The 25,652-nt window shown below is 41.4% G+C and carries 25 protein-coding genes and 1 other annotated feature; of the genes, 7 read left to right on the forward strand and 18 right to left on the reverse strand.

All coding sequences use genetic code 11. The annotated features are described in order from the left end of the window. Positions 1 to 18 precede the first annotated feature (18 nt). Positions 19 to 390 (reverse strand): hypothetical protein, encoded by a 372-nt coding sequence (locus BHE18_RS08575; RefSeq protein ID WP_071618290.1) that lies wholly within the window; start codon positions 388 to 390, stop codon positions 19 to 21. A 127-nt stretch (positions 391 to 517) separates the two neighbouring features. Between BHE18_RS08575 and BHE18_RS08580 the strand changes: the two genes are divergently transcribed. The 5 genes from BHE18_RS08580 (at position 518) to BHE18_RS08605 (ending at position 3,719) form a co-directional block, all read left to right on the forward strand. Further along, positions 518 to 1,102, forward strand: a complete 585-nt coding sequence (locus BHE18_RS08580) for a CYTH domain-containing protein (protein ID WP_171910676.1) — start codon at positions 518 to 520, stop codon at positions 1,100 to 1,102. 63 nt (positions 1,103 to 1,165) lie between these two features. Further along, positions 1,166 to 1,804 (forward strand): lytic transglycosylase domain-containing protein, encoded by a 639-nt coding sequence (locus BHE18_RS08585; RefSeq protein ID WP_071618142.1) that lies wholly within the window; start codon positions 1,166 to 1,168, stop codon positions 1,802 to 1,804. Positions 1,805 to 2,010: 206 nt separating this feature from the next. After that, positions 2,011 to 2,412, forward strand: a complete 402-nt coding sequence (locus BHE18_RS08590; RefSeq protein WP_071618143.1) for a globin domain-containing protein — start codon at positions 2,011 to 2,013, stop codon at positions 2,410 to 2,412. Continuing rightward, on the forward strand, positions 2,405 to 3,271 hold the full coding sequence (locus BHE18_RS08595; protein ID WP_071618144.1) for a ClpXP adapter SpxH family protein: 867 nt from the start codon (positions 2,405 to 2,407) through the stop codon (positions 3,269 to 3,271). Before BHE18_RS08590 ends, BHE18_RS08595 begins: the two co-directional genes overlap by 8 nt. A gap of 265 nt (positions 3,272 to 3,536) precedes the next feature. Further along, positions 3,537 to 3,719: a hypothetical protein gene (locus tag BHE18_RS08605; protein ID WP_071618146.1), complete on the forward strand. Its 183-nt coding sequence runs from the start codon at positions 3,537 to 3,539 to the stop codon at positions 3,717 to 3,719. Between the two features lie 40 nt (positions 3,720 to 3,759). Here the strand turns inward: BHE18_RS08605 and pepF are convergent, their stop codons facing one another. From pepF to BHE18_RS08665, 12 genes are all read right to left on the reverse strand, one after another. Further along, on the reverse strand, positions 3,760 to 5,583 hold the full coding sequence (gene pepF / locus BHE18_RS08610) for an oligoendopeptidase F (protein ID WP_071618147.1): 1,824 nt from the start codon (positions 5,581 to 5,583) through the stop codon (positions 3,760 to 3,762). 87 nt (positions 5,584 to 5,670) lie between these two features. Beyond that, entirely contained in the window at positions 5,671 to 6,858 is a 1,188-nt protein-coding gene (locus tag BHE18_RS08615; protein ID WP_071618148.1) for a competence protein CoiA, read from the reverse strand. 87 nt (positions 6,859 to 6,945) lie between these two features. Further along, positions 6,946 to 8,451 (reverse strand): cardiolipin synthase, encoded by a 1,506-nt coding sequence (gene cls / locus BHE18_RS08620; RefSeq protein WP_071618149.1) that lies wholly within the window; start codon positions 8,449 to 8,451, stop codon positions 6,946 to 6,948. A 152-nt stretch (positions 8,452 to 8,603) separates the two neighbouring features. Then, a complete protein-coding gene (mecA, locus tag BHE18_RS08625) occupies positions 8,604 to 9,275 on the reverse strand; it encodes an adaptor protein MecA (RefSeq protein WP_071618150.1) in 672 nt (223 codons plus the stop codon). Positions 9,276 to 9,699: 424 nt separating this feature from the next. Then, positions 9,700 to 10,095, reverse strand: a complete 396-nt coding sequence (spxA, locus tag BHE18_RS08630) for a transcriptional regulator SpxA (protein WP_032089161.1) — start codon at positions 10,093 to 10,095, stop codon at positions 9,700 to 9,702. A 346-nt stretch (positions 10,096 to 10,441) separates the two neighbouring features. Beyond that, positions 10,442 to 11,014: a GNAT family N-acetyltransferase gene (locus BHE18_RS08635; protein WP_071618151.1), complete on the reverse strand. Its 573-nt coding sequence runs from the start codon at positions 11,012 to 11,014 to the stop codon at positions 10,442 to 10,444. Positions 11,015 to 11,307: 293 nt separating this feature from the next. Further along, a complete protein-coding gene (locus BHE18_RS08640; RefSeq protein WP_071618152.1) occupies positions 11,308 to 12,513 on the reverse strand; it encodes a putative glycoside hydrolase in 1,206 nt (401 codons plus the stop codon). 292 nt (positions 12,514 to 12,805) lie between these two features. After that, entirely contained in the window at positions 12,806 to 13,741 is a 936-nt protein-coding gene (locus tag BHE18_RS08645) for an ABC transporter ATP-binding protein (RefSeq protein WP_071618153.1), read from the reverse strand. Further along, the gene (locus BHE18_RS08650) at positions 13,741 to 14,814 is read right to left on the reverse strand and encodes an ABC transporter ATP-binding protein (RefSeq protein ID WP_071618154.1); all 1,074 of its coding nucleotides are present in this window, start codon (positions 14,812 to 14,814) and stop codon (positions 13,741 to 13,743) included. Before BHE18_RS08650 ends, BHE18_RS08645 begins: the two co-directional genes overlap by 1 nt. A gap of 18 nt (positions 14,815 to 14,832) precedes the next feature. Beyond that, positions 14,833 to 15,858: an oligopeptide ABC transporter permease gene (opp3C, locus tag BHE18_RS08655; protein ID WP_071618155.1), complete on the reverse strand. Its 1,026-nt coding sequence runs from the start codon at positions 15,856 to 15,858 to the stop codon at positions 14,833 to 14,835. After that, complete coding sequence (gene opp3b / locus BHE18_RS08660) at positions 15,858 to 16,787, reverse strand: oligopeptide ABC transporter permease (protein WP_071618156.1); 930 nt, start codon at positions 16,785 to 16,787, stop codon at positions 15,858 to 15,860. The genes opp3C and opp3b overlap by 1 nt, the downstream gene beginning before the upstream one ends. A gap of 171 nt (positions 16,788 to 16,958) precedes the next feature. After that, positions 16,959 to 18,611 (reverse strand): peptide ABC transporter substrate-binding protein, encoded by a 1,653-nt coding sequence (locus BHE18_RS08665; protein ID WP_071618157.1) that lies wholly within the window; start codon positions 18,609 to 18,611, stop codon positions 16,959 to 16,961. Positions 18,612 to 19,120: 509 nt separating this feature from the next. Here BHE18_RS08665 and BHE18_RS08670 point away from each other — a divergent pair. Together BHE18_RS08670 and trpS are read left to right on the forward strand one after the other, a co-directional pair. Further along, a complete protein-coding gene (locus BHE18_RS08670) occupies positions 19,121 to 19,504 on the forward strand; it encodes a DUF3899 domain-containing protein (protein WP_083573668.1) in 384 nt (127 codons plus the stop codon). A gap of 39 nt (positions 19,505 to 19,543) precedes the next feature. After that, positions 19,544 to 19,789 (forward strand) — a binding site (T-box leader). A gap of 51 nt (positions 19,790 to 19,840) precedes the next feature. After that, positions 19,841 to 20,839 (forward strand): tryptophan--tRNA ligase, encoded by a 999-nt coding sequence (trpS, locus tag BHE18_RS08675; protein WP_071618159.1) that lies wholly within the window; start codon positions 19,841 to 19,843, stop codon positions 20,837 to 20,839. 268 nt (positions 20,840 to 21,107) lie between these two features. On the opposite strand, the gene BHE18_RS08685 is transcribed toward trpS, so the two are convergent. The 5 genes from BHE18_RS08685 to BHE18_RS08705 all read right to left on the reverse strand — a co-directional run bounded on the left by BHE18_RS08685 (position 21,108) and on the right by BHE18_RS08705 (position 25,388). Further along, complete coding sequence (locus BHE18_RS08685; protein WP_071618161.1) at positions 21,108 to 21,857, reverse strand: YjbA family protein; 750 nt, start codon at positions 21,855 to 21,857, stop codon at positions 21,108 to 21,110. Between the two features lie 83 nt (positions 21,858 to 21,940). Then, a complete protein-coding gene (locus tag BHE18_RS08690) occupies positions 21,941 to 22,162 on the reverse strand; it encodes a hypothetical protein (protein ID WP_071618162.1) in 222 nt (73 codons plus the stop codon). 101 nt (positions 22,163 to 22,263) lie between these two features. After that, positions 22,264 to 23,046 carry a DUF2268 domain-containing protein gene (locus BHE18_RS08695; RefSeq protein ID WP_171910677.1) on the reverse strand — a complete coding sequence of 261 codons (783 nt, stop codon included), beginning with the start codon at positions 23,044 to 23,046 and terminating at the stop codon, positions 22,264 to 22,266. A gap of 120 nt (positions 23,047 to 23,166) precedes the next feature. After that, positions 23,167 to 24,408 (reverse strand): beta-ketoacyl-ACP synthase II, encoded by a 1,242-nt coding sequence (gene fabF, locus BHE18_RS08700; RefSeq protein ID WP_071618163.1) that lies wholly within the window; start codon positions 24,406 to 24,408, stop codon positions 23,167 to 23,169. A gap of 47 nt (positions 24,409 to 24,455) precedes the next feature. Beyond that, entirely contained in the window at positions 24,456 to 25,388 is a 933-nt protein-coding gene (locus BHE18_RS08705) for a beta-ketoacyl-ACP synthase III (protein WP_071618164.1), read from the reverse strand. Positions 25,389 to 25,652: the final 264 nt, after the last annotated feature.

Raw genomic sequence — 25,652 nt, forward strand, 5'->3', positions numbered from 1 at the left:
TGATTTTTCTGAACGGAATCAATCGATGAAAGCAGTTTCGACCTTCTTAACCATTTCGTCACCGTAATTCCCGTTTCCTTCTATATTACTGATTAAATAGTCAAGCTCTTCGTGAAAACCTTCCAATTCAAACGATTCTTCCTTGCTTTTTACAATGACGCGGGACTTTTCTTCCAATGCTTTTTTCAGTTGTCCCCAAATTGACTCATCCAGGTATAAATAAACAAACTCTTCTTCATTTTCTGCAAGATAAACGAAAGCGAATCTTTCAGAATCAGCAATGATCTGACCGGCCGGTTTGATCCCTTTGATCAAATCATCCTGTTCGGTATGTAAGTGTAAAACACCATCTTCAAATTTTGATTCATTAAATTCAATGATTTTTCTCATGGTTATTTCATCCTTCCTTAAAACAATCAGTTTTATTTTATCATAAGAGAGGATATTCATCTAAACATTGAAGTTCCTTCCCCGAAAAGGGATAATAAAAATACTAAGTAATGAAAGGATGCTCCATTTGGCACAAGAGATTGAGATCGAATTTAAGAACCTCCTGACAAAAGAAGAATACATGCAGTTGATACAGCAGTTCTCAATAAAAGACACAGCGTTCAGCGTGCAGGAAAATCACTACTTTGATACACCCGGCTTTCATCTGAAGGAAAAGCAGTCTGCCTTGAGGGTCCGTCAAAAGGATGGCAGCTTCACCCTGACGCTAAAGACTCCTATTACCGATGGTTTGCTGGAAACGAATCAAAGACTTTCTTCCGGACAAGCTGAAGAGCTTTTAAAACACGATATTTTCCCGGACGGAGAAGTGAAAGATTTTCTCTTGAACCTGGGGGCGTCTGTATCTTCGCTCCATCACTTCGGTTCATTAACGACAAAAAGGGCTGAATTGGAATATCGGGGCGGTCTGCTCGTCTTTGATGAAAGTTCGTATTTTGACAAAGTCGACTACGAACTCGAGTATGAAGTAAAGGATTTCAAAGAGGGAGAAAAAATCTTCTTTGATTTCTTAAAGGAACAAGGGATACCAATAAGGGAAACGGAAAATAAAATCAAACGTTTTTACAGGGAAAAAGTAAGGCAGGAATCTTAAAACAACTCGATTTACTTCCGATATTAAAGAAAACACCTCTAAATGAGACAGGAGCAGTTAGAAATGAATGTTCAACAAATCAAAACGATGATCGAACTGCAGGCAATGAATAAATTGGGGTCGGTTTCCTCGTTAGGCACTGCAGGACAGAGTAATCAATTATTTCAACAGCTATTCACCCGGGCTTTAAACAGCCAGGGAAATATGCAGGCGTCCGGAGATACACTCGGTGCTGTAAAAAGCCTGTTTGAAACACATCCCGCATTTACAGTTTCCCGACCGCCAGTTTCGCTTTCCGGACTTAATAAAAACGATTACAAGACGAACCCATCAATAGATGATATTATCACGAAAGCCGCCGATAAGTTCCAGCTTCCGAAAAAGCTGATTCAAGCCGTCATTCAGCAGGAGTCAGGTTTCAATCCGGATGCTGTGAGTCCTGCCGGGGCTTCAGGTTTGATGCAGCTGATGCCTTCTACCGCCCGCGGCCTTGGTGTGACAAATATTTTTGATCCCGGGGAGAATGTTTTTGCAGGTACAAAATATTTAAGACAGATGCTTGATAAATATAACGGAGACATCAATTTAGCGCTTGCAGCATATAACGCCGGTCCGGGGAACGTCGATAAATACAATGGTATCCCTCCTTTCAGGGAAACGAACGCTTATGTGAAGAAAGTGACCGCTGCTTATTATGCCTGAATAAATTAGATGGAAGACCTGCTGAAGACAGCAGGCTTTTTTATTTGCCTGTCATTCTGTCGTGCCTGCTTTCAAGCCAGGATAGCCTGAAACATTCTGGCAACACTAACTTTACAGATTCTAGCGCCATCAAGCCGATTTGTTTGAGATATACATGAATGCTTGCTAGAATAAACTTACATTCTAAGTAAAAAGGAGTCCTTCTTATGGTCGAGAAACCGAAAATGCCTTATAACTTAATCGGCGAAAAGAAACTCTCCATGCTCGTTGATGCATTTTATAGTAGAGTGTCCAGGCATGATTTGCTTGCACCTATTTTCCCGGAAGATCTAACAGAGACGGCCCGTAAGCAAAAACAATTCCTGACCCAATATTTAGGCGGCCCCCCTCTTTATACTGAAGAACATGGACATCCAATGCTGCGTGCAAGGCATCTCCCTTTTCCGATTACGGAAGAGAGAGCGAAAGCATGGCTTGGCTGTATGAATGACGCAATGGATGAAGTGGAACTAGAGGGCCCGGTGCGTGAGGACTTTTTCCATAGACTTGTCCTGACTGCACATCATATGGTCAATACGGAAAAACCGGAGAGAACCAGCATTGACTAGTTTACATCATTCAAGTCCTCTCAATTCTTGTGGAGCAGAAAAGAAACCACTGGAAATATATATGTTTGTTGATCCTTTGTGTCCGGAATGCTGGGCATTAGAGCCCATTTTGAAGAAGCTCAGGATTGAATACGGCCAATACTTTCGTATCCGTTATATATTAAGCGGTCAGCTTTCATCGTTAAATATCGCGACAAAGCGGAAGCAGGAAGACCTTGCCCAGCAATGGGAGAAAACGGCCAGTCGTTCAGGGATGTCATGCGATGGAAGTTTATGGCTTGATAATCCGATCGATTCACCATATATCGCTTCTTTCGCAATAAAGGCAGCGGAATTGCAGGGAAAACATTCTGGTATACGTTTTTTACGCTTCCTGCAGGAGCGGCTGTTTCTGCAGAAACAGGATATTTCAAATTTCAATGTACTTAAGGAATGTGCTGAGGAAGCAAAGCTCGATCTCAATGAATTCATGAATGATATTCACTCTTACTCGGCCTCAAAGGCGTTTAAGTGCGACGTGAAGATCACGACTGAAATGGAAGTGGATGAAATCCCTACCCTTGTCTTTTTTAATGAAAATATTGAGGATGAAGGGTTGAAAGTTACAGGATTATATTCGTATGAAGTTTACGTTCATATCATTGAAGAGATGCTCACAATCAAACCAGAGAAAAAACCTTTGCCGACTCTGGATGAATTCATGAAACACTACCGTTTTGTAGCATCCAAAGAAATTGCCGTTGTATATGATTTGTCCATTGAAGAAGTGGAAAAACAAATGAAGAAGTGGATCTTGCAGCAGAAAGTGAAAAGGATCCCCGCCAAGTACGGGACATTTTGGAGATATATTGCTGATTAATTATTTTAGTATAGTAAAACAGGAAAAACCGATGTTGTTTCCAACATCGGTTTTTCTATACGAACAAAGGGGATGGGAGAAATTTTTCACGGTCAAACAAAGGGGGTATATGTTTGCTTGTGATCAACTTCACACTGATAATATATCATGTATGAACTTGTATTGGCAAGTTGTTTGTATGGTATTTCACAATATTGTCAAAATCCATGAATGAACTTCTTCAGCCTGTCATATAGTGGTATAAACCCTCGAAGGAGGCACAATCATGAAGCCCAGCCTGAAATTTGTGATTTTGATCGTACTGATCATTTTCAGCTTTATCATTCATATTCTCGGGTTGATGAACCTGATCCCGCTTCTTATAACAGCCCCCATACTTTTCCTGTCACTGTTGATATTTTTTTATTCCCTTGGGAACAGGAAGCGATTCAGGGGATTCAAGTCATAAAAAGGGGAGGAGCCAAAACAGGCATCCTCCCTATTCTTATTTATTGAAGCTTCTCCAGTAATTCTTCCATTTCATTCAGTTTTTCTTCAAAAACTTTACATGCTTCCTCGACCGGTTTGGAGGTCGTCATATCGACTCCCGCCTTTTTCAATACTTCAATCGGATAATCAGAGCTTCCCGCTTTAAGGAATTCGATATACCTTTCAACGGCTGTGTCACCCTCTTCAAGGATCTGCTTGCTTAATGCCGTGGCTGCTGAGAATCCAGTAGCATATTGATATACATAATAGTTGTAATAGAAATGAGGGATGCGCGCCCACTCAAGACCGATTTCCTCATCGATGGAGATCTCTTCTCCAAAGTATTTCTTATTGAGTGCGTAATATTCTTTTGTAAGGAAATCAGAAGTCAAAGCTTCCCCTTCCTGTGCTTTCTTATGGATCAAGTGCTCGAATTCTGCAAACATCGTTTGACGGAACACAGTGCCCCTGAACCCTTCCAAATAATGATTTAGTAAATATAAGCGTTTCTTTTCATCATCTATCGTGTTTAATAGATAGTCATTCAGTAATGCTTCATTGCATGTTGATGCAACTTCAGCCACGAAGATTGAATAATGTCCGTACGTATATGGCTGTGAAGATCTTGTGTAATAACTATGCACGCTGTGTCCGAATTCATGTGCCAAAGTGAATAAATTGTTAACATTGTCCTGCCAGTTCATAAGGATATAAGGGTTGGTCCCATATGCTCCCGAAGAGTATGCCCCGCTTCTTTTTCCTTTGTTTTCTACAACATCCACCCAGCGGTTATCAAATCCGTCTTTCAGGACGGCAGCATAATCTTCACCCAGCGGTTCGAGTCCTTTAAGAATCATATCTTTCGCTTCTTCATATCCGATTTCCATTTTCACTTCTTTTACCAGCGGAGTATAGAGATCATACATATGCACTTCATCAAGTCCGAGCACTTTCTTACGCAGTTTCACATAACGCTGCAGCAGATGAAGGTTCTTGTTCACTGTATCTACCAGGTTATCGTACACCTGCTCCGGGATATTGTTGTTCGATAACGCAGCGTGCCGTGCAGAGTCATAGTTTCTGACACTTGCCACAAAGTTATCCTTCTTTACAGCACCGCTGAGTGTCGAAGCAAACGTATTTTCAAATTTACCGTACGTTTCATATACCTTTTTGAATGCTTCTTCACGCACTCGTCTGTCACTGCTTTCCAGGAAACGAATAAAGCGACCGTGGGTGATATCCACTTCTTCTCCATCTTCATCCTTTATGCTCGGGAATTCCAAGTCTGCATTATTCAGCATCCCGAACGTGTTGCTTGCTGCACTGAAAACTTCCGAGGCTTGGGCCATCAGGGCTTCCTCTTCAGCTGATAATACATGCGGACGCTGAAGATTAATTTCTTCCAGTGCGTGCTTATATTTTTTTAGTTCTTCCTTTTCATCAAGGAATCCTTTAAGCTTTTTTTCATCAATTGAAAGGATTTCAGGCACAAGATATGCAAACTTGCTTCCCAATTGGGTATATAAGCTTTTTGCTCGGTCATCAAGCCCCTGATAATGTGAATTCGTGGTATCCTGGTCATAGCGCATGTGAGAATATGTATAGACCCTTCCCATTCTTTCCATGATTTCATCTTGGAAACTCAAAGCATTATAGAGTTGTTCAGCATTTTTGCTCAACATTCCTTTGTATTCCTCGGCTTTACCCATCATTCCTTTGATTTCTTTATATTCATTCTCCCAGGCTTCATCACTTTCAAATATATCCTCAAGCCTCCATGTCAAGGATTCCTCAACTTGATCTCTGGCTGGCAGACTTTTTGTTACTGTGTCATTTGACATATTCATCCTCCATTCTGAATCTACAGACTATTCCTTATAGTAACATTCTCTCTTAAGCACGATATTCCTGCAAGAAAACAAGCTTGTTTAGTCCTTTTTTAATATATGCTTCAGTTTAGGAAAAAAATCACGGCTGTGCTGTTGAAATTCGTTGAAGGTTTTTGGACAGGTCCATTTAGCTGTCAATATATAGCCTCTTCCCTTCCTTTTTTGTATGATATCTAATTTTTCTAATAAGCTCATATAATCATCGATTAATATTTTTATGCTGCTCCCCGTCGGATTAATCGGGAAATTCCTTGTTTCAATACTCCCTTTTCCCAGCCTTCTCATGAAGGCCGCATAGATCATCTCCTTAGTGAAAAAGGGTGATTTTTTGATTACATCATTCCAGATGAAGTATTGCCACTGAATTGAGTTGGATTTGATCAGGGTCATTTGAGGAAGAACCGGCAAGCCGATATACAGGGGTAAATAAAGAAATATATCTCCTTCTCCATACACTTCTGACAAAAACGGATCACGTCTGGCAGAACTGAAGCGTATCTTGTTATTCATCCATTTCCCCCTGTAATGATTCCAGTTCTTTAGAATGCGTGACTCCGCCGGATCCGGCGGCAAAATGGTTAGCGGGATAGTGAATTTTTCAAGAGGGATTTTGATTTCTTTCGAGAAGTAAAATGAATTTGTGCTTACAGGTGTGAGATGTGGAAAGAGCGTGAAAGATTTCTTTGAAGGATCAAAATGGAGCAGGAAAAAATGGAATTCCTCTGAAAAGCGGATAAATCCCTGCTGGAAACTTGTTAATTTAAGAGGGATGCCTGAAGGAAGGGGCTGGGTCAAAATCCATAAGGGATGTATATTCTCTCTTCTATAACCTTCTGTCCTTTCCTTTATTTCCGAAAGCGGGATCGTACTGCATTGTATCTCGATTGCGACCCGCTTTCCCTGCACAGTAATGAGTAGATCTGGAATCTGCTGCAGCTCTTTTATATAATATTCAAGCTTTACATCCCGAAATACTTCTGACAGTCTGTCATATAAAAGGGCTTTGCTCCATATATGGGCAGGGGTTTCCTTCTTTGCTGCGATTAAGCATGAAAGTTTGGACGTGTGAGCAAAATGCGGGATTTTTATATTGCCGATCTTGAGGATCAAGGGGGATGAGCAGTGAGGGCAGGTAAAGCTTTTTGAACCTTTCTTTAAAGCAAGCAGTTCTTCTTTTGTATGAAGTATTGTCGTAAAATGACGATGATCCATTAAAGCTGTTAACATAAAACACCTCCTCTTATGTAATTCGACACGACCCTGGAAATTCCTTCTAAAAAAAAGCCCAAGGATATAATTTCCCTTGGGCTTTCATTATAATAATGGTGACATCAAACGGGATGTGGATTCTAAGATACGATATCCCATATGCCTTTTCTGAAATTCGTCGTGTGAAAGCTCGAAGGAATGATCAAGATCATTCAAGTATTCGTCCACAAGCGACTGGGTACTCTTCGTTTTATACAGGAAGGCATTTACCTCGAAATTCAAATGAAAACTCCTCATATCCATATTCGAAGTGCCGATAGAAGCCAACTCATTGTCGACAATGACTATTTTGCTGTGCATGAATCCCTTTTGATATTCATATATCCTCACGCCTGCCTCCAATAGTTCAGGGAAATATGACCGGGAGGCATGAAATACAATCCGCTTATCAGGTTTATGCGGTACAAGCAGCCTGACATCCACCCCGCTCAACGCGGCAATTTTTAAAGCTGAGAAGATATCTTCATCCGGGATGAAATAAGGAGATGCAACCCATACACTTTCCTGTGCGGAAGTGATCATTGAAAAAAAGATGTTTTTCAGCACACTCAGTTCATTATCCGGACCTCCTGCTATCATCTGCACCCCGCCATCATTGATTTCACTGACGGGATCGGGACTAAGATAACCCGGCGTAAGGAAGTCATCATTCGTCATATAATACCAATCCTGAAGGAAAATAAGCTGAAGTGTGCGGACTGCCTCTCCCCTGACAAACAGGTGGGTATCCCTCCAGAATCCAAAGCTTGGGTTTTTACCCAGGTATTCATCTCCTATATTCAGACCCCCGACAAATCCGATGCTTCCATCAATAACAATGATTTTACGATGATTACGGAAATTGAATTTATTATTTAGGAATGGAATCTTCACTGGGCCGAAAGGGACAACTTCAATCCCGGCATTTTTTAATTCCCTGATATACTGATTTGATAATTGCCATGCCCCGACAGCATCGTAAAGAAACCTGACTTTCACCCCGTCCCGGGCACGTTCGATCAACACATCTTTTATCTGGTTTCCAATGTCATCATGGCGGACGATATAATACTCCATATGAATATGATGCTTTGCTGTTTTAAGCCAGCGCAATATTTCACCGAAGGTTTCCTGCCCATTTGTCAATACTTTCGTTTCACTCGAAAAGGAGATGGCACTGTTGCCGATTCGCTGGGCGAGCTGAACATGCTTCTCCTGATAGAACCCGAACATCTCCGGGTTCATATCCTTTGGCCCCGGTTCGTACTTGTTGTAGGTTTCTTTATCTAATATGTGCTTTTTTTTGTACATTTTCTCTTTCCGGTAATTCCTTCCGAATAAAAGGTAGAAGATAAAACCCAGAAAAGGAAAAGCACCAAGGACTACAAGCCAAGTAAGTGTCTGGGTAGGATGACGATTTTCAATAAATATCAGAAAGCCTATGATGATTACTGAAAAAGTAAACACCAAGCTTACGTATTTAATCATCCCTTCAAAGTATTGATCTAAAAAGTAAAAATAACTGAGAATGACCGCTGCGATAAATATGAGTACCTTCACCGTATTCTTCATTTGTTACACCTTCCCGTGAACTCGAAATAAACAATTAAAGCCTATGTAGTTTATCAATGTTCTCTTGTTTTAATAAATACTCAATAATCTTGGTGAGTTCTCTGACTCGTAATAAAAAAATACCGATTTCAGGATGAAACCGGTATTTGAGCTTATGAAAAGTATGCACTTAATTTTTCGAATACATTTTGGTCGACGACAATTTTTCCATATTCCTCAAGCCGGTGAACGGTCATTCTTGACTCATCTGCGTACTCAAGCAAGATGCTCAACATATCATCGATCTCTTCTTCTGAGAAGTGCTCCTCTGAAAACTTAACATAAAGATAGTAGTTATTCTCAAAAGCCAGCAACTTCGTATCCAGATGGTCTACCGGCATTTCCTTTAATCTCTGGGATAATGAAATGGCATCTTCAAAGTCGCTGAATTTCAGGGTGAAATCCAGTGCAACTTCAGTATCCTCATCCTGGTCCTGTTTGATTTGGAAATGCTGATCAAGCAGTTCCTCGATCCGTTCATCGACAGGAAGCTCCTTTAATTTATCTTCAGGGATCGGCAATTCAAACCGCTGGCCATCCTTGGAAACCTGCGCCCTTGTCACGAGGACTTCAAGTCCTTTGTCCAGTGCCTGGACTTGAATCCATAGTGGACCCTCGATACCGAAATCTTCTTCTTGATGGACTTCATCCATCATTTCCCAGAATAACTCTTCACTTCTTTCGCGGTTATACCAGATTTCTTCGCGATCAAAGCCTCTATCCTCTATATCCCCGTATGAAATATAGAATTTAACTGTATTTTCATTAATGCGTTCGATTTCCATTTAACACCTCTCCCTTCTTGCATATAATTAGTGAAGGGACTACACCCCATGGGCTGTTATAGCCCGACTGTCTGACTGGCACGCCAGACTGTTGGTGAAGACAGAAGATACATTTAAGTTAGTTTGTACCTTGTACTTCTATTTTATGTTATCTGTACGTAAAATGGAATTAAAATAGCACCCATTTTTCACATTGACAGATTGAACTAAATCATGTGTTTTTGACATTTTAGCTAATGTTTGCAGAAAATTCAAGTGATAATACTTATTACTAAGGTATGTCACCGCTAAGCATTTCCGTGCAAAAATTATGGGAAAAATAAAGAGACTAACCCGCAAGGAAACAAAACGTCCTTTAAGGGTCAGCCCCTTTTAATTGTATATTCCCGCAGTCTGGAAAAGATGCGGGAATGTGAATGATTGATTAGTTAACCATTCTTTGAGCTTCAAGAAGTTGAAATGTGCGAACCTTTCTGGGAAGGAAGCGTCTGATTTCATCTTCATTGTATCCAACCTGCAAACGCTTTTCATCCAGGATGATCGGACGTCTAAGTAATCCAGGATTCTTTTGGATGAGCTCAAACAATTCTTGCAGCGGTAATGTTTCTAAATCAACGTTAAGCTTCTGAAAAGTCTTGGAACGTGTAGAAATAATTTCATCTGTACCATCCTCGGTCATGCGGAGGATTTCCTTGATTTCATCGATGCTTAGAGGCTCAGAGAAAACATTGCGCTCTGTATATGGTATCTCGTGCTCTTCTAACCAAGCTTTTGCCTTGCGACAAGATGTACAACTAGGTGAAGTGAATAATGTAACCACGTCATTCACACTCCCTTAAATAGTTTATAGTAGTGTATGATATAGAGTATTTTATTTAAACAACAGCGTTATTTAAAATTAGTTTAAATAAGAAATCTCTATTATGTATTATACATGAATTGCAGGTGGTTGAACATACTTTTAATAAATTTGTCAAACTTCTTACACATTCGTTTAACATAAGCTATATATTCTGTTTCTGCTTAATATTTACCCGCTTTTTTATGGGTATAAACATCCTTTTTACAGCTTACTATTTTCATTTAGAAAACCTTATTGCGAATCGCAATAAGGTTTTCTAAATGATATTTTGTTTCCGAAATCACCGCTTTTGATTTCCGGGGTTTTATAAATCTTTCAATAAGTCTTCTTCTCGGTCTTCGTCGCGCTTAAGGACTTCATCAACCGGCTGATAGGAAGCGCCGTAAAATTTTTCATCCTTGTACGTATGAATCAGTTCGTACGTTTTTTTCATGGAATCAAAAATTAATTCCTCTGACTCTTCATTGGGTGCCCAATATAAAATTTCCATTGCGTTGACTTCGTTTGTAGCGAGTGATTTCCTGGCATAGCCGATGCTGACTGCATGCTCGAACCCTTCCCGCTTGTAAAATTTTAACCGTTTTTCTGTATCTGTGTCTTCGTAGTCTACAGGCTCTACCTCAAGGATGATCGGTTTATTCTTTTTCTTCAGCTTTTCAAGAAGCTTATGGCCAAGCCCCTGACCGCGGGCATCCTTAGAAACAAAGAGATAATCGATAAAGATGAATTCTTCCAGTTCAGCATACATCAATACGTGATGCTTTCCCTCATCTTTATGATAGATATCGCTTCGTTCCTTCAGCAATGTTTCAAGATGTTCTTTTGATTTCATTTCCTCGACAGGGAAATATTGATTTAGCTTTTCATACCAGTGCATGGACCTACTCCTTTAAATGAATTTTTCCGACTAACGGGATAAAACTATTTTTCTCATAATTGAATGGATTATGTCAGTTGTTAGCCTTTTCTGTGGATTTAATTTAATTACGGTTTTGCAGGATAGTATTCCTGCCATGGGGGAGATGTGGTGTAAAGCGGTTAATGTTACCATTTTAATCATAACAATCTCAGCAGGATTGTCAAATGAAAGCCATTCATCATTAAAAGATGACGCTTAAATATTACTCATCAAAAAAGGCTTACTCACAACTTTAGTGAGTAAGCCTTTTCTTAAGGAGTATAATCGACACCTTCTGTATATGAGTTCCCTGCATCCCATAGGAGGAATTCGTTAATTCCCTGGTCGTTCAGTGCTTTGATTTGATCCTCTATTTCAGCTTTGCCGTAAGGTTTATAATTTCCGCTGCCCAACCATGAAGCTGTGAAATCTTGAAGCCATGGTCTTGAGATCGGAGGATTTTTGAGTTCACCCAATTTTTTATTTTCTAGTTTCGCATACTCAGTAACAAGCTCATAAGGCTGCAGATCCGGCTTTGCAATTCCGAAGTACGGAGTCCAGTGACTCGGATAGATCATAGAAGAAATAACATCTACATTTTCCGAGATTTTAGAGAAGTTCTGCCCGATACCCGGTGCCTCCGGGAGAGTGGCTGTATAACCGAAGATATCGACGGATACTTTTACTCCATACGGTTTTAACTTTTCCTTGGCATATGCCACAAAATCCGTAACGGCCTGCACACGTTTCTGGACATTGTCCTTTTCTTTATCCGTATATTCTCCGGTACTATACTGTAGTTCCTTATCCCTCTTCTCAAATCCTTCCGGGAAACGAACATAGTCAAACTGGATTTCCTGGAATCCCATTTTCGCCGCTTCGATTGCGATACCTACGTTATAATCCCACACTTCTTTAAGGAATGGATTGACGAACGATTCCCCGCGTCCATTCTTCCACACACTGCCACCATCTTTATAGGACAGCTCCGGTTTTTTATTGGCAAGAACTGAATCTTTAAATACAACAACTCGGGCAATCGGATAAATTTGTTTTTCTTCCATATTATCAAGCAGCGATATAGGATCCTTGATATACGGCTGGCCAATATCAGCAAATGCGGAAGACGCTTCCGGTTCATATGTAAGGTTTCCATTGTCATCCTTTATATCGATTACCATCGCATTTAAATCCGTTGAATCGACCAGGTCAGTCAACTTATTGAACCGCTCCCCTCCGGCGGAATGTCCCGTGACATATACTCCCCTGATGGCGTCAGGATATTTAAATGAATAACCGGAATCATACACAAATCTTGGAGCTGCAGCAGGAATTTCCTTTTTGCTCAGCGTCATAGTTCTTTTTTCATGGCTGCTTTTAACCGGACTATCTTTAGATTCGGCACTTACTGATTGAATTGGCAATACACACATTGTGAATAAACAAAAAGATGCCGCCAGCTTACTCCATTTCAACATTAACCTCTCCTCTTTAAAAATAACTATCTACTAAAAATTGTAATACCTGTTACTATTTTAACAAGGAAATTACTTCAAGGAAACGGGAATATACACCTAAAACGTTTGAATTTCCGAGGAAATCAGTGTGACTGAGTTCATTAACAATATATTCGCCTGATAAGGGCTTCTCAGAAAAAAATTTCTTATTAAAAGAATATATGTATTTTCATTTTAAAAAGAAGAAGTTTATCCTTCCGCGTATGTGGAATAAAAGAAAAAAGCCCCCTTGTTCAAGGGAGCTTCAAAGGTATCACGCTTTATACTGAGCTTTATATTGCGCAAATTCTTTTTCAGAGCAGTATACAAAGTGCCCAGGCGCAACCTCGCGCATTTCAAGCTGATCTTCTTCCGTATAGTTATGAACTGCAGGATCGTATTCTTTCCTTCTGCGAGTGCGCTCATATTCTGGATCAGGAAGTGGAATCGCAGATAGTAAAGATTGTGTATAAGGGTGAAGCGGGTTCTTATACAAGGCATCGCTTGGTGCCAGCTCTACTAATTTACCAAAATACATTACCCCGATACGGTCACTGATGTATTTTACCATGGAAAGGTCATGGGCGATGAATAGATATGTCAACCCTTTTTCTTTTTGCAGCTGCTGCATCAAGTTTACGACCTGTGCCTGGATCGATACGTCAAGCGCAGAAATCGGCTCATCGGCGATGATGAAATCAGGATCTACTGCAAGGGCACGTGCAATACCGATACGCTGTCTTTGTCCGCCTGAGAACTCGTGCGGATAACGGCCTGCGTGCTCCTTATTCAAACCGACTGTCTCAAGGAGTTCATGGACTTTTCTAAGGCGTTCTTCTTTAGAGGAAGCAAGTCCGTGAATATCGATTCCTTCTGCGATGATGTCGGCAACCTTCATACGAGGATTTAATGATGCATAAGGATCCTGGAATATCATCTGCATTTTTCGGTTGAATTTTTTTAATTGTGAACGATTCTTCTTACCATGTACATCGTCGCCTTCAAACAAAACCTGACCGTCAGTTGCATCGTAAAGACGGATAATCGTACGCCCGGTTGTCGATTTACCACATCCAGACTCCCCAACGAGACCAAGTGTTTCACCTTTATAAATGTCGAAAGAAATATCATCAACCGCTTTTACCATATTCGGTTTCCCAGGGTTGAAATATTGTTTAAGGTTTTTGATTTCTAGTAATTTTTCTGCCATTATGAACGGACCTCCTCAACTAGTACCGGCTTAGCGTAGTTAGACGGCATTTTTCGATGTCTTAGTTTTACGACTTCAGGAGGCTCAACGTTCGGAGCACTTGGATGCATTAACCATGATTTAACCATATGTGTATCGGACACTTTGTAATATGGCGGTTCCTGTTCGAAATCGATTTTCATTGCGTATTCGCTTCTCAAAGCGAAGGCATCCCCTTTTGGAGGATTCAGCAGATCAGGAGGCGTACCTGGTATCGCCACCAACTCCTGTTCTCCTTCTGTGTCAGTCGTAGGCATGGAGCCAATCAGTCCCCAAGTGTACGGATGACGCGGATCATAGAAAATTTCATCTACTGTACCCGATTCTACGATTTGCCCACCGTACATGACGGCAACACGGTCGGCGACATTTGCAACAACGCCGAGGTCATGGGTGATGAAAATGATTGATGTCTCGATTTTAGTCTGCAGATCTTTCATCAGCTCAAGGATTTGAGCCTGGATAGTAACATCCAGTGCAGTTGTCGGTTCATCAGCAATCAGGATTTTAGGGTTACAGGCGAGTGCGATGGCGATTACGACACGCTGGCGCTGCCCACCCGAGAATTGATGCGGGTATTGTTTAATACGTGTTTCCGGATTAGGAAGCCCTACCAGCTTCAACAATTCGACTGCACGTTTTTTCGCATCATTCTTACTCATATTCTGGTGCTTCACAAGCGGCTCCATGATTTGCTTACCGATTGTCATCGTAGGATTGAGTGAAGTCATCGGATCTTGGAAAATCATTGAAATATCCTTGCCGCGAATTTTTTCCATTTGCGTTTCAGGAAGCTTTGCAAGATCCTTCCCTTCAAACGTGATGCTTCCATCTTTAATAAACCCTGGCGGATTTGGAATCAATCTCATAAGGGCCTTTGTGGTTACGGACTTACCGGAACCCGATTCCCCCACTATTGCAAGTGTTTCACCTTTATCTAAATGAAAATCAACACCGCGGACGGCTTTGACTTCTCCTCCATGCGTATTGAAGGAGACATGTAAGTTGTTTACTTCCAGTATTCTTTTTGACATTGTTCTATCTCCCTTCCATTACTTACGCATTTTCGGATCAAGTGCATCTCGAAGTCCGTCTGCCATCAAGTTAAAACTCAAGATGATCAATGAAATGACTACCGACGGGACAAACATCATATAAGGAAACGATTGAATGGATCTGTAACCATCATTTACCAGAGATCCAAGAGAAGCTCTAGGCGGTGAGATACCCAATCCGATAAAGCTTAAGAATGCTTCTGTATAAATTGCAGCGGGTACAGTAAACATCGTCGTTATGATTACTGGACCCATAACGTTAGGCAGTAAATGTTTAAAGATCAGTCGGTTGCTGCTCGCCCCAAGGGTACGGGAAGCAAGAACGAACTCCTGATTCTTCAATTGCAGTACCTGACCACGTACGATACGTGCCATACCGGTCCATCCGGTTATGACCATCGCCATCGTAATCGAGAATATCCCCGGTTCAAAAATCAGTATGAAGAGGATTACTACAATCAAGTTCGGTATACCTACCAGTACCTCAATGATACGCTGCATGATGTCGTCGACTTTTCCGCCATAATAAGCAGAAATACCCCCATATGAAATCCCGATGAGGAAATCAATGATCGCTGCTAAAATACCGATGTAAAGGGAAATCCTCGTTCCGCTCCAAGTCCTGGTCCAAAGGTCCCGTCCCAAGTCATCTGTACCGAACCAGTAATTTTCTTTAACTTGTCTTGACTCATATACATCAAACCCGTCAGCATCCTTACCGTCAAACGGAAGCCAACCGATACCTGAAAGCGCTTCAATTTTAGGGGGAAGCTTTGCATGTCGGATATTTTGATCGCTGAATTTATGATCATTCATACCTGGGCCAAATATTGCGAAGAAGATAATCACGGCCGTGATAAAGATACCGATAAGTGCACCCTTACTCTTACGCAGTCTAATCCATGAATCCTGCCAGAAATTCAGACTTGGTCTTTCTATTTTTTCGGCTTCATCTCCGCTAGCTTTTTTTTGCTGGAAGAGATCTGGACTAAGTTGTTCTAATTCTTTTTTGTTTGGTAACATTATTTCTTCCCTCCAGCCAAGCGAATACGCGGATCAATGATTCCATACAGGATATCGACCAGGAAAATTACCGCAATGAATAATACACTAAAGAATAGGGTAATCCCCATGATAACCGTGTAATCGTTAGTATTGATAGATAGTACGAACTGTTCACCCAATCCAGGGACAGCAAAAATACGTTCTACAACAAGAGAACCTGTCATGACGGCAACTGTCATTGGTCCTAAGATCGTAACGATAGGGATCATCGCATTTCGAACAGCATGCTTAACTACTGTTCCGACTTTTGAAATCCCTTTTGCTTTTGCAAGTAAGATATAATCAGAGTTTAATATCTCAAGCATTTCAGTACGCATAAAACGTGCAATCGTTGCCACAACACCCACAGTCAATGCCAAAGTCGGCAATATAGTATGCTTGTATTCTCCCCAAAGTGCTACTGGAAGCCACTCAAGCTTTACTCCAATGTAATACTGTAATAATGCAGCAAATACGAAGGATGGGATGGATATCCCTAAAACAGCGAGAATCGTAGAACCATAGTCCAGCCATGTGTTATGCCTGATGGCTGCAATAATTCCTACTAAAATACCTAAAAATGTTCCCAATACCATAGCTTGGAATCCTAGAAGTGCGGAAGGTCCAATACGGTCTCCAATAATCTGTGTAACCGGGCGGTTGTCGTATTGGAATGATAATCCTAAATCACCTTGAGCGAGTCCAGTCATATAGTTTACGTACTGGACAGGCAGCGGGTCATTCAGACCGTATTTATCCAAAATGATTTGTTGTTGTTCCGGAGACAGCCTTTCTTGATTTTGCAGTGGAGATCCAGGCAGGAGCTTCATCAGAAAGAAAGTAGCGGTAGCAATGATAAGCAAAGTGATGATCATATAAACGAGTCGTTGAATTGTATATCTGACCATTCTTTAGCCCCCCTTTTTGTCTATTTTTTCAATACATAATATATTATATAGTTATTCGACAAATTTTCAATCTATTTTTACTTTTTAGATTTTTTTCGACAATCAGTGGAAAAGGAGAGCGTATGCCCATGCATACACTCTCCCTTTTAAGGTTTGTCATTGAGCTATTGATTACTCAACTGAAGCCCACTTGTAAGAGTTATCAGCACCAAATGAATGGCGAAGGATACCTTTAACATATGGACGCTCTAGGTAAGAAGTACCGTTTTGGTACATCGGGCTGATCGCTTGCTCTTCGAAAAGAATCTTTTCTGCGTCGATCATAGCCTGCCAGCGAGCTTCAAGGTCACTTGCAAGTTCACCCTTAGCTTTTTCAACTAGCTCATCATATTTTTCGTTAGAGAAAGCCATTTGGTTATGAGCTCCATCTGTAACGAACATGTCGATGAATGTCATCGGATCTGGATAGTCAGGACCCCATCCAGCGAATGAGAAGTCATAGTTACCTTTTGATTCCAAATCAAGCTTCTGCTTGAATGGCTGTGCTTTGATTTTAACTGTCATACCTTCAAGGTTTGTTTCAAGTTGTTCTTTAATGAACTCACCGATTTTCTTAGAGCTTTCAGAATCATAGTTTAATAGTTCCAGCTCAACTGAATCTTTACCAAGCTCTTCTTTTGCCTTAGCCCAGTATTCTTTTGCTTTCTCAACATCATAACCGCCGAAATCACCGACAGTTTCACGGTACTCAGCACCATCAGGACCAGAAACGAAGTCTTTTGGTACTAGGTAGTAAGCAGGGATTGAACCGTTGTTCATAAGAACATCAACCATACCTTGCTTGTCATATGCAGCATCGATTGCTTTACGGGCATTTACGTTAGCCAACACTTCGTTCTTCTGGTTCAGACGAAGGAAGTATACAGCAGTATCCGCGCGTGTTTTGAAGTTTTTGTCATCTTTGTACTTATCAACGAATTCAGCTGAAAGACCAGTTACGTCAGCTTTTTCAGTTTCATAAAGGTTAACTGCAGTTGCAGTATCTTTAACGATGTTGAAGTTAACTTCTTTCAACTTCACAGTATCTTTATCCCAGTAGTTATCATTCTTGGATAATTTGAAGCTTTGTTCGTGCTTCCACTCAGAAAGTGTGAAAGGACCATTGTATAATGCTTTATCCGCTTCAAGACCATATTGATCGCCTTGTTCTTCAACGAATTTTTGGTTTTGAGGATAGAAAGTTGCGAATGAAAGTAATGCTTCGAAGTAAGGTACAGGACCTTCTAGCTGTACTTCCAACGTTTTATCATCAACAGCTTTAACACCTAATTCTTCAACCGGCACATCACCAGCGTTCACTTTAGCAGCGTTTTTGATATCGTACATGATGTACGCATACTCTGCACCAGTGTCAGGGTTTAAAGCTTTTTGCCAAGCGTAAACGAAGTCGTTAGCCGTAACAGGCTCTCCGTTTGACCATTTAGCATCACGGAGCTTGAATGTGTAAGTTAACCCGTCTTCACTCTTCTCCATGTTTTCAGCCATACCAGGCTTTGCTTCGTCGTTCTCACCTAAACGGTAAAGACCTTCGAATACGTTGTTCATTACGTTGAATGAAACAGAGTCAGTTGCCAGTGTAGAGTCCATTGATGGGATCTCAGAACTCTCGATTAGGTTAAGAACTTGTTCCTTACCTTCAGCAGGCTTGTCGCCGCCTTTGTCGCCTGATCCTTCGCCTTCAGCACCTTCATTGCCGCCACAAGCAGCTAAGAAAGTACTTAGAGCCAGAAGAAGAACCAGCAAGAATGAAAACTTTTTCTTCATCTTGAAATTGACCTCCTCGTAAATCTCATATTTATTTATCTTCTAATTTTCAGAAGATTTGTTACTTATTATACATGATAGAGATATTTTTGCAATATTAATTTAACAGTTTTTTTGCAAAATTATCATATTAGTAGGTCATATGTTAGTTAAACGTTGATATATATAGGTTTACCTCGTCATTTTTAGGGTGTTTGTCCTATTACAATTGTTACAATAAACCGTTTTCATGTATCTTCCAAATATTTCTTCAGATGTACGTACTGAATAGATTAAAAGTTTCAACTATTATATTTATAAGTTAAACTGTTTCTTTATTACATAAGTGTAATCTGAATGATTAATAGTAGTTATTGAATTCATTCTAAGAATTTTTTGAGTATACACTGTCGTGAGATGATTGTTTATTAACGGAATACATAAACCGGGAGAATGCATATATATGAATCCAATTGAAATCATATCTGTGCTTCATGTATACTTTCTATAAAAAAGAATAAAGGAGTATTATGAAACGTATAGTTAGTATTTATTTGTGTGCAGGGATTATCTTGCTGGCTTCCCTTATGATTTCACTCGCTAATGGAGATCCGTATATGCTCTCCATATTAAACAGCCTGTTTATTACGGGAATGATTTATTTGATATTCGGGGGCTTCTTATATATATTCCAGAAAGGTTTTTTCAACGGGATTGTATATTCACTTAAAAGATTCCGGAGAAGCACCGCCCAGGGCAAGTACGTCTCTCAATTTGATGATCTGGATGATACCAAGGAAGCGCATGAAGAACTTTCAGTGATCAGGTCCTATCGGGTAACACGATCCCTTCTGGTCATCGGGGGTCTTCTCCTTATTATTTCCCTGGCGTTATCCTATCTCCTGTATACTTGAATTGAAAGAACGGTTTCACTATAATAGTGGTATCAATATATTTCGGCGTTGATGAAGAAGAGTACCTATCAAATGATTCAAAGAGAGCTTGTGGCCGGTGTGAACAAGTAATCATTTTTTAGCGAATGGACTTTTGAGCCTTATTTGTGAAATGCATTTGCAGATTAGCGAATAACGGGCTTGCCCCACGTTACAGGGGTTTCATGCAAGCTGCATGGACTAAGCTGACTCATCATGATGAGTACTTAGGGTGGCACCGCGGATATAATCCCATTCGTCCCTATATTAAAAGGACGAGTGGGTTTTTATTTTGTTTAAATATAGGAGGAAAAAGAAATGCAGACAATTTTCAGCGGAATTCAGCCGAGCGGAACGATTACGCTTGGTAACTATATCGGGGCGATGAAGCAGTTCACCGAATTACAGAATGAATATAACTGCTACTTCTGCGTCGTCGATCAGCATGCCATTACAGTACAGCAGGACAAAGCGGAGCTTCGCAAAAATATCAAAAGCCTTGCCGCCCTTTATATCGCATGCGGAATCGATCCGGAGAAATCCACATTATTCATTCAATCGGAAGTACCTGCCCACGCGCAGGCGGGATGGATCCTTCAGTGTGTGACGTATATTGGTGAACTTGAGCGAATGACACAGTTCAAGGATAAATCTCATGGAAAGGAAGCCGTCTCTGCCGGCCTCTTGACCTACCCGCCTTTAATGGCGGCAGATATCCTGCTGTATGGAACGGACCTGGTGCCGGTCGGTGAAGATCAAAAACAACATCTTGAACTGACGCGTAATCTGGCAGAGCGCTTCAATAACAAATACAATGACATTTTCACTATCCCTGAGGTGCGGATCCCGAAAGTCGGTGCCCGCGTCATGTCGCTTCAGGACCCGTTAAAGAAAATGAGTAAATCTGACCCAAATCAAAAATCCTTCATCACGCTGCTTGATGATCCAAAGCAAATCGAGAAAAAAATCAAAAGTGCGGTGACGGATTCAGACGGTATCGTTAAGTACGACAAAGAGAACAAACCAGGTGTTTCAAACCTGCTGTCCATTTATTCCATCCTGGAGGGCACTTCTATAGAAGAACTGGAGCACAAATATGACGGTAAAGGGTACGGTGAGTTCAAAAGCGACTTGGCCCAAGTTGTCGTTAACACCATTAAACCGATCCAGGACCGGTATAATGAATTGATCGACTCTGATGAATTGGATGACATTCTTGACCGCGGAGCTGAAAAAGCAAACCGTGCTGCGGGCAAGATGCTGAAGAAAATGGAACGAGCCATGGGACTCGGCCGAAAAGAGCGAAAAAGGAAATGACGGATGACGTGCCGGGGCTTGATATCAAGCCCCGGCTTTTTTTGCATAAGGTTCTTTTCGCATACTTTGTTGCTTTGCACACAATAAAACATCGGAATTTGGGTATTTTCGGTTTGTCGGTCCGGCTTTTGATTAAGCTTGAGTGCGAAAAGAGCAAGTTCTCAAGCAATGTTCATGCACAGGCCTTTTTACGAAAAGCAACTTCCTTTTAGAAAACAGCTTTGAATAAAAAAACCTTAAGCCTGCTGAAGACTTAAGGTTCATACATTCAATTCACTTTTGGCCTGTTTTCAACTTCCCATAGCTTTTCGAAAAACGGCTGCCCTTTAATCATATTTTCACATAGTGTCAGATGCTTGTCCGACCAGCCGTATTTTGTTTCCTCATATAACATATTCCATACGTCTTCAAACTCCATATGCTGAATGACCCGGTATTGTTCCGGGGCCCATTCCGTATACCAGTATCGTATTTCAGCCGTATTATTCGAACTGTGGAGCTGATCAAGCGCCATGAACAAAAGCTGTTTCAACTGTCTTTCCTTCCTTGTCAGCCCGTTCATCATTAGTGGACTCGGGGAAAGGATATGATAGTGGTTATCCTGTTTAGGTTCCTGTTCCAATGAGTATGAAACGGAATCATGGCCTTCCACCATTTCATAAACAAGCTGCTCCTGCCTTGGTATAAGCCTGCTCTTGCGGATCGGTACGGTATATCCGATCGTATCGACTGCCAGTATGCCTGTCCCATCTGTGACGATAAAGCAATAATCAAGCTGAATCCGCTCATGGTTTTTTCTTAAATATGCTTTTTGGTACACATCATTCAGCAGTTGTTGAGGTAATTCTGATAAATCATTCTCGATGTAGTGAAAAAGTGCAGTATCCACTTTCATTAAAGGGACTTGATCTAACAACTCAATGACATCTTCTTTTCTCCATTCGTGAAAATGACAAACATTGTAGCCATTTTCTTCGCCTTCGAACCAATTTACCCATACATCATGAAGATATAACATGATTGACCCCTCACTTTGCTTCAATCTTATTTGTCAATCAGTATAGGCAGAAAAGAGTAAAAATATTCCTGATTCGGCACCTTTTATAAATAGTCGTTATTTTTCCTGCGAGGCAGGTAGATCGTTACGGTAATGATGAGAATGCCGACAAGGAAGAGATAACATTCTACCCGTGTGCTTATAAACAATAAATAATCGGTTATGGTCATGCCTGTCGTAAGCAGGTTCAGATAAATAATCAGGCTGACCCCGCCGGAAACGGCAAGTCCAAATCCAATGAACAATATGAACATACGAAACACCATACCTTCCGCCTCTACCCTTTTTTTTGCTTGTCCTTATATACTATAGTTTATGTCCTTCAGGGTGAGATATGACGAAAAGGGTGTATGCCTGAATCAGGGCGTCACCCCTTTTTATCCGGCAGGAAGTAGGAAGACGGTTTTCCGAAGAAGAGCTTTGTCACAGATTTATTATTTTTTCGTGCTTTTTCCGCCAGATAATAACCTGCGGCATATCCCAGCATCTTCGGATAACCTTTCTGTCCAAGCAGCAATTGATCGTGCAGCGGGTTTGACCTTGTGATTTCAAGATTCGGCTCTATCCACTTTTCATAATAATTAGAGAGTTCTTTATCATCGTAAGCTTTCGTCCAGGAAGCGACATATTCGTATCCGCAGTACTCACGAACGGCCTGCTCCGCAAGTCCTTCAAACATGATGGAATCCAACAGGGTATATTCTTCATCTTTTTTCTTCATTCTGTCCATCCGTACACAATGATGGTATTCATGGACAAATAGTGCTTCATATTCTTTAAGGTCTTCCTGTTCAGTAACAAATAAATAAATTTCGTCCTTGAAACAGACACCGGACTTTTTCATAGATGATTGAAATAGGCCTCTTTTTTCCTGGACAGGCAAGAGATACACAGGTACATCGGGACCATCCCATCTTTTTTTGTAGACCTTTTCAATTTTCACAAACAAATCCCATAGTTTATTTTTCTTCATCGCTTTATAAATCATTTTGGCTCCGGCTGACGGCCGGTACATTCCATGCTTCATAAGATAGCGGTACAAAGATTCACTGTCGTCTGAGTTCCCCTGTTTCGTCTTTTTCAAGTAATTCAACGGATGATCGAGCGAATCTTCAAGCCATTCATCTGTGGGGGCGATGGTCACATTCATCCCTCTTTCTCTTTTTTTAAATATATATGTTGAAAAAGAGATTTTAGAAACAATCCGAAGTTGGACGATTGCCATATAAAAAAGCGCACGGATTTATCCGCACGCTTTTTGAATCATCAATTATTTTGTATATTTCTTGAAAACGAGTGTCGCATTGTGTCCGCCGAATCCCAGCGAGTTGCTCATCGCCACATTCACTTCACGTTTTCTGGCTTCATTTGCTACATAATCAAGATCGCAATCCGGGTCAGGCGTGTCCAGGTTAATTGTCGGAGGAAGCATGCTGTCTTTCATTGCCAATACGGTAAAGATGGCTTCCACTCCCCCGGCTGCTCCCAATAAGTGCCCTGTCATTGATTTAGTAGAACTCATGGCAAGCTTATATGCATGTTCACCAAACACTTCTTTGACTGCCATTGTTTCATATTTATCATTATAAGGAGTACTCGTTCCGTGAGCATTGATATAATCAAGTTCTTCCGGACGAACTCCTCCATCCTCAAGAGCCATTTTCATTGCTCTCGCTCCGCCTTCCCCTGCTGGTGCAGGCGCTGTGATATGATAGGCATCACCCGTGCTTCCATAGCCCGTCACTTCAGCATAAATGGTAGCGCCGCGTTTCAAGGCATGTTCGAGCTCCTCCAATACGACGATCCCTGCTCCTTCACCCATCACGAAACCGTCACGATTCGCATCGAAAGGACGTGAAGCCTTTTCGGGATCTGTATTTGTAGATAGTGCTGTATTGGCACAGAATCCTGCAACAGACATTTTGGTGATCGGTGCTTCCGCTCCGCCGGAGATCATGACGTCTGCATCTCCGCGCTGAATGACCTTGAATGCATCACCGATAGAATTCGTACCCGTTGCACAAGCGGTAACCGTACATGAGTTGACGCCTTTTGCACCGAGCATAATAGACACTTGGCCGGTTGCCATGTCAGGGATGATCATTGGAACGAAGAACGGGCTTACTCTGCGGTACCCCCGCTTTTGAAAAGTTTCGTACTGGTTTTCAAATGTTTCCATGCCTCCGATTCCGGAACCGATCCAAACCCCTGTCCGGTGTGCATTTTCATCATTTATTTCCAAATTTGCGTCTTTGACTGCCATCACGGAAGCGGCAACCGCATAGTGGGTAAAGCGATCCATTTTGCGCGCTTCTTTCCGCTCAACGTATTGTTCGATATCAAAATCTTTTAATTCCGCCGCGACTTTTGCAGGGTAATCATCTGCATTCAGCCTGGTTAACGGTCCGATTCCCGTCTTTCCTTCAAGAATACCGTTCCAAGTCGATTCTATATCATTCCCCAATGGTGTAACCGCACCTAAACCAGTAATGACAACACGTTTTTTGCTCATAAGACCCATCTCCTTTAAAACTATTTATAGACGAATTAAATTACAATTTATTTACCCCAGCGCATGACGATCGCGCCCCAAGTGAGGCCGCCGCCGAATCCGACCATGACCACTACATCATCTTCCTTCACTCTTCCATCCTGAAGATCTTCTACTAAAGATACAGGAATGGAGGCCGCAGATGTATTGCCGTACTTATTGACCGTTTTAGACATTTTTTCAATTGGAAGGTCTAATCGCTGTCTGGCTGCTTCCATGATCCGGATGTTAGCCTGGTGTGGAATCAAGAAGTCTACATCCTCTTTTTTCAATCCGGCTTTTTCTATGACATTCACACTGGATTCACCCATTTGTCGAACGGCGAATTTGAACACTTCCCTGCCGTTCATTACAATATTATCTTCCTGATACAAATGTTTCGCTCCTGAACCATCAGCTCCGAGTTCGAAGGCAAGTATCCCTTTCCCGTCTGGAACCGGTCCAAGCACCGCAGCTCCTGCCGCATCTCCGAACAGTACAGCTGTATTTCTATCCTCCCAATCCGTAACCTTCGAGAGCTTTTCCACTCCGACTACCAGGACGTTCTTGTAAGCACCATTATCAATGAATTGCTTTGCCGTGATCATCCCATACATGAAACCTGCACATGCCGCACTGATGTCCATCGCCGCGGCTTTCTTCGCTCCCAATCGGTCCTGAAGCAGGCAGGCAACAGAAGGAAACGGCTGATCCGGAGTAACAGTGGCAACAAGTATCAAATCCAGATCTTCAGATGAGATTTCAGCATCATCAATCGCCTTCATCGCTGCTTCGTATGCCATATCTGAAGTATCTGTATCTTTACCCGCCACACGCCGTTCTTCAATACCGGTCCTTGTGCGAATCCATTCATCAGATGTATCAACCATTTTTTCCAAGTCTGCATTTGTTAAAACTTTCTCAGGAAGGTAACGCCCAATTCCGATTATCCCTGTGTTCATACTGGCATCCCCTGCTTTCTTTTATTTTCTTGCTCCCTATACTATAAGTTTATTATCAATTATTATGACTTGGTACTAATTTTAACGAAAATTGATTATTTGTGCAATATATTTTGTTTTTCTACTCACTTTCGTATTTAGTACAGATTCAAAACAACGCTAATGATTCCCGTGCAAGACTTCGCTTTCCGCGGGTAGCCCGTGAGCCTCCTCGAAGCTGCGCTCCTGCGGGGTCTCACATTTGCTACTCTTCCCGCAGGAGTC

The organism is Rossellomorea aquimaris, from assembly GCF_001877785.1.
Taxonomy (GTDB): domain Bacteria; phylum Bacillota; class Bacilli; order Bacillales; family Bacillaceae_B; genus Rossellomorea; species Rossellomorea aquimaris_A.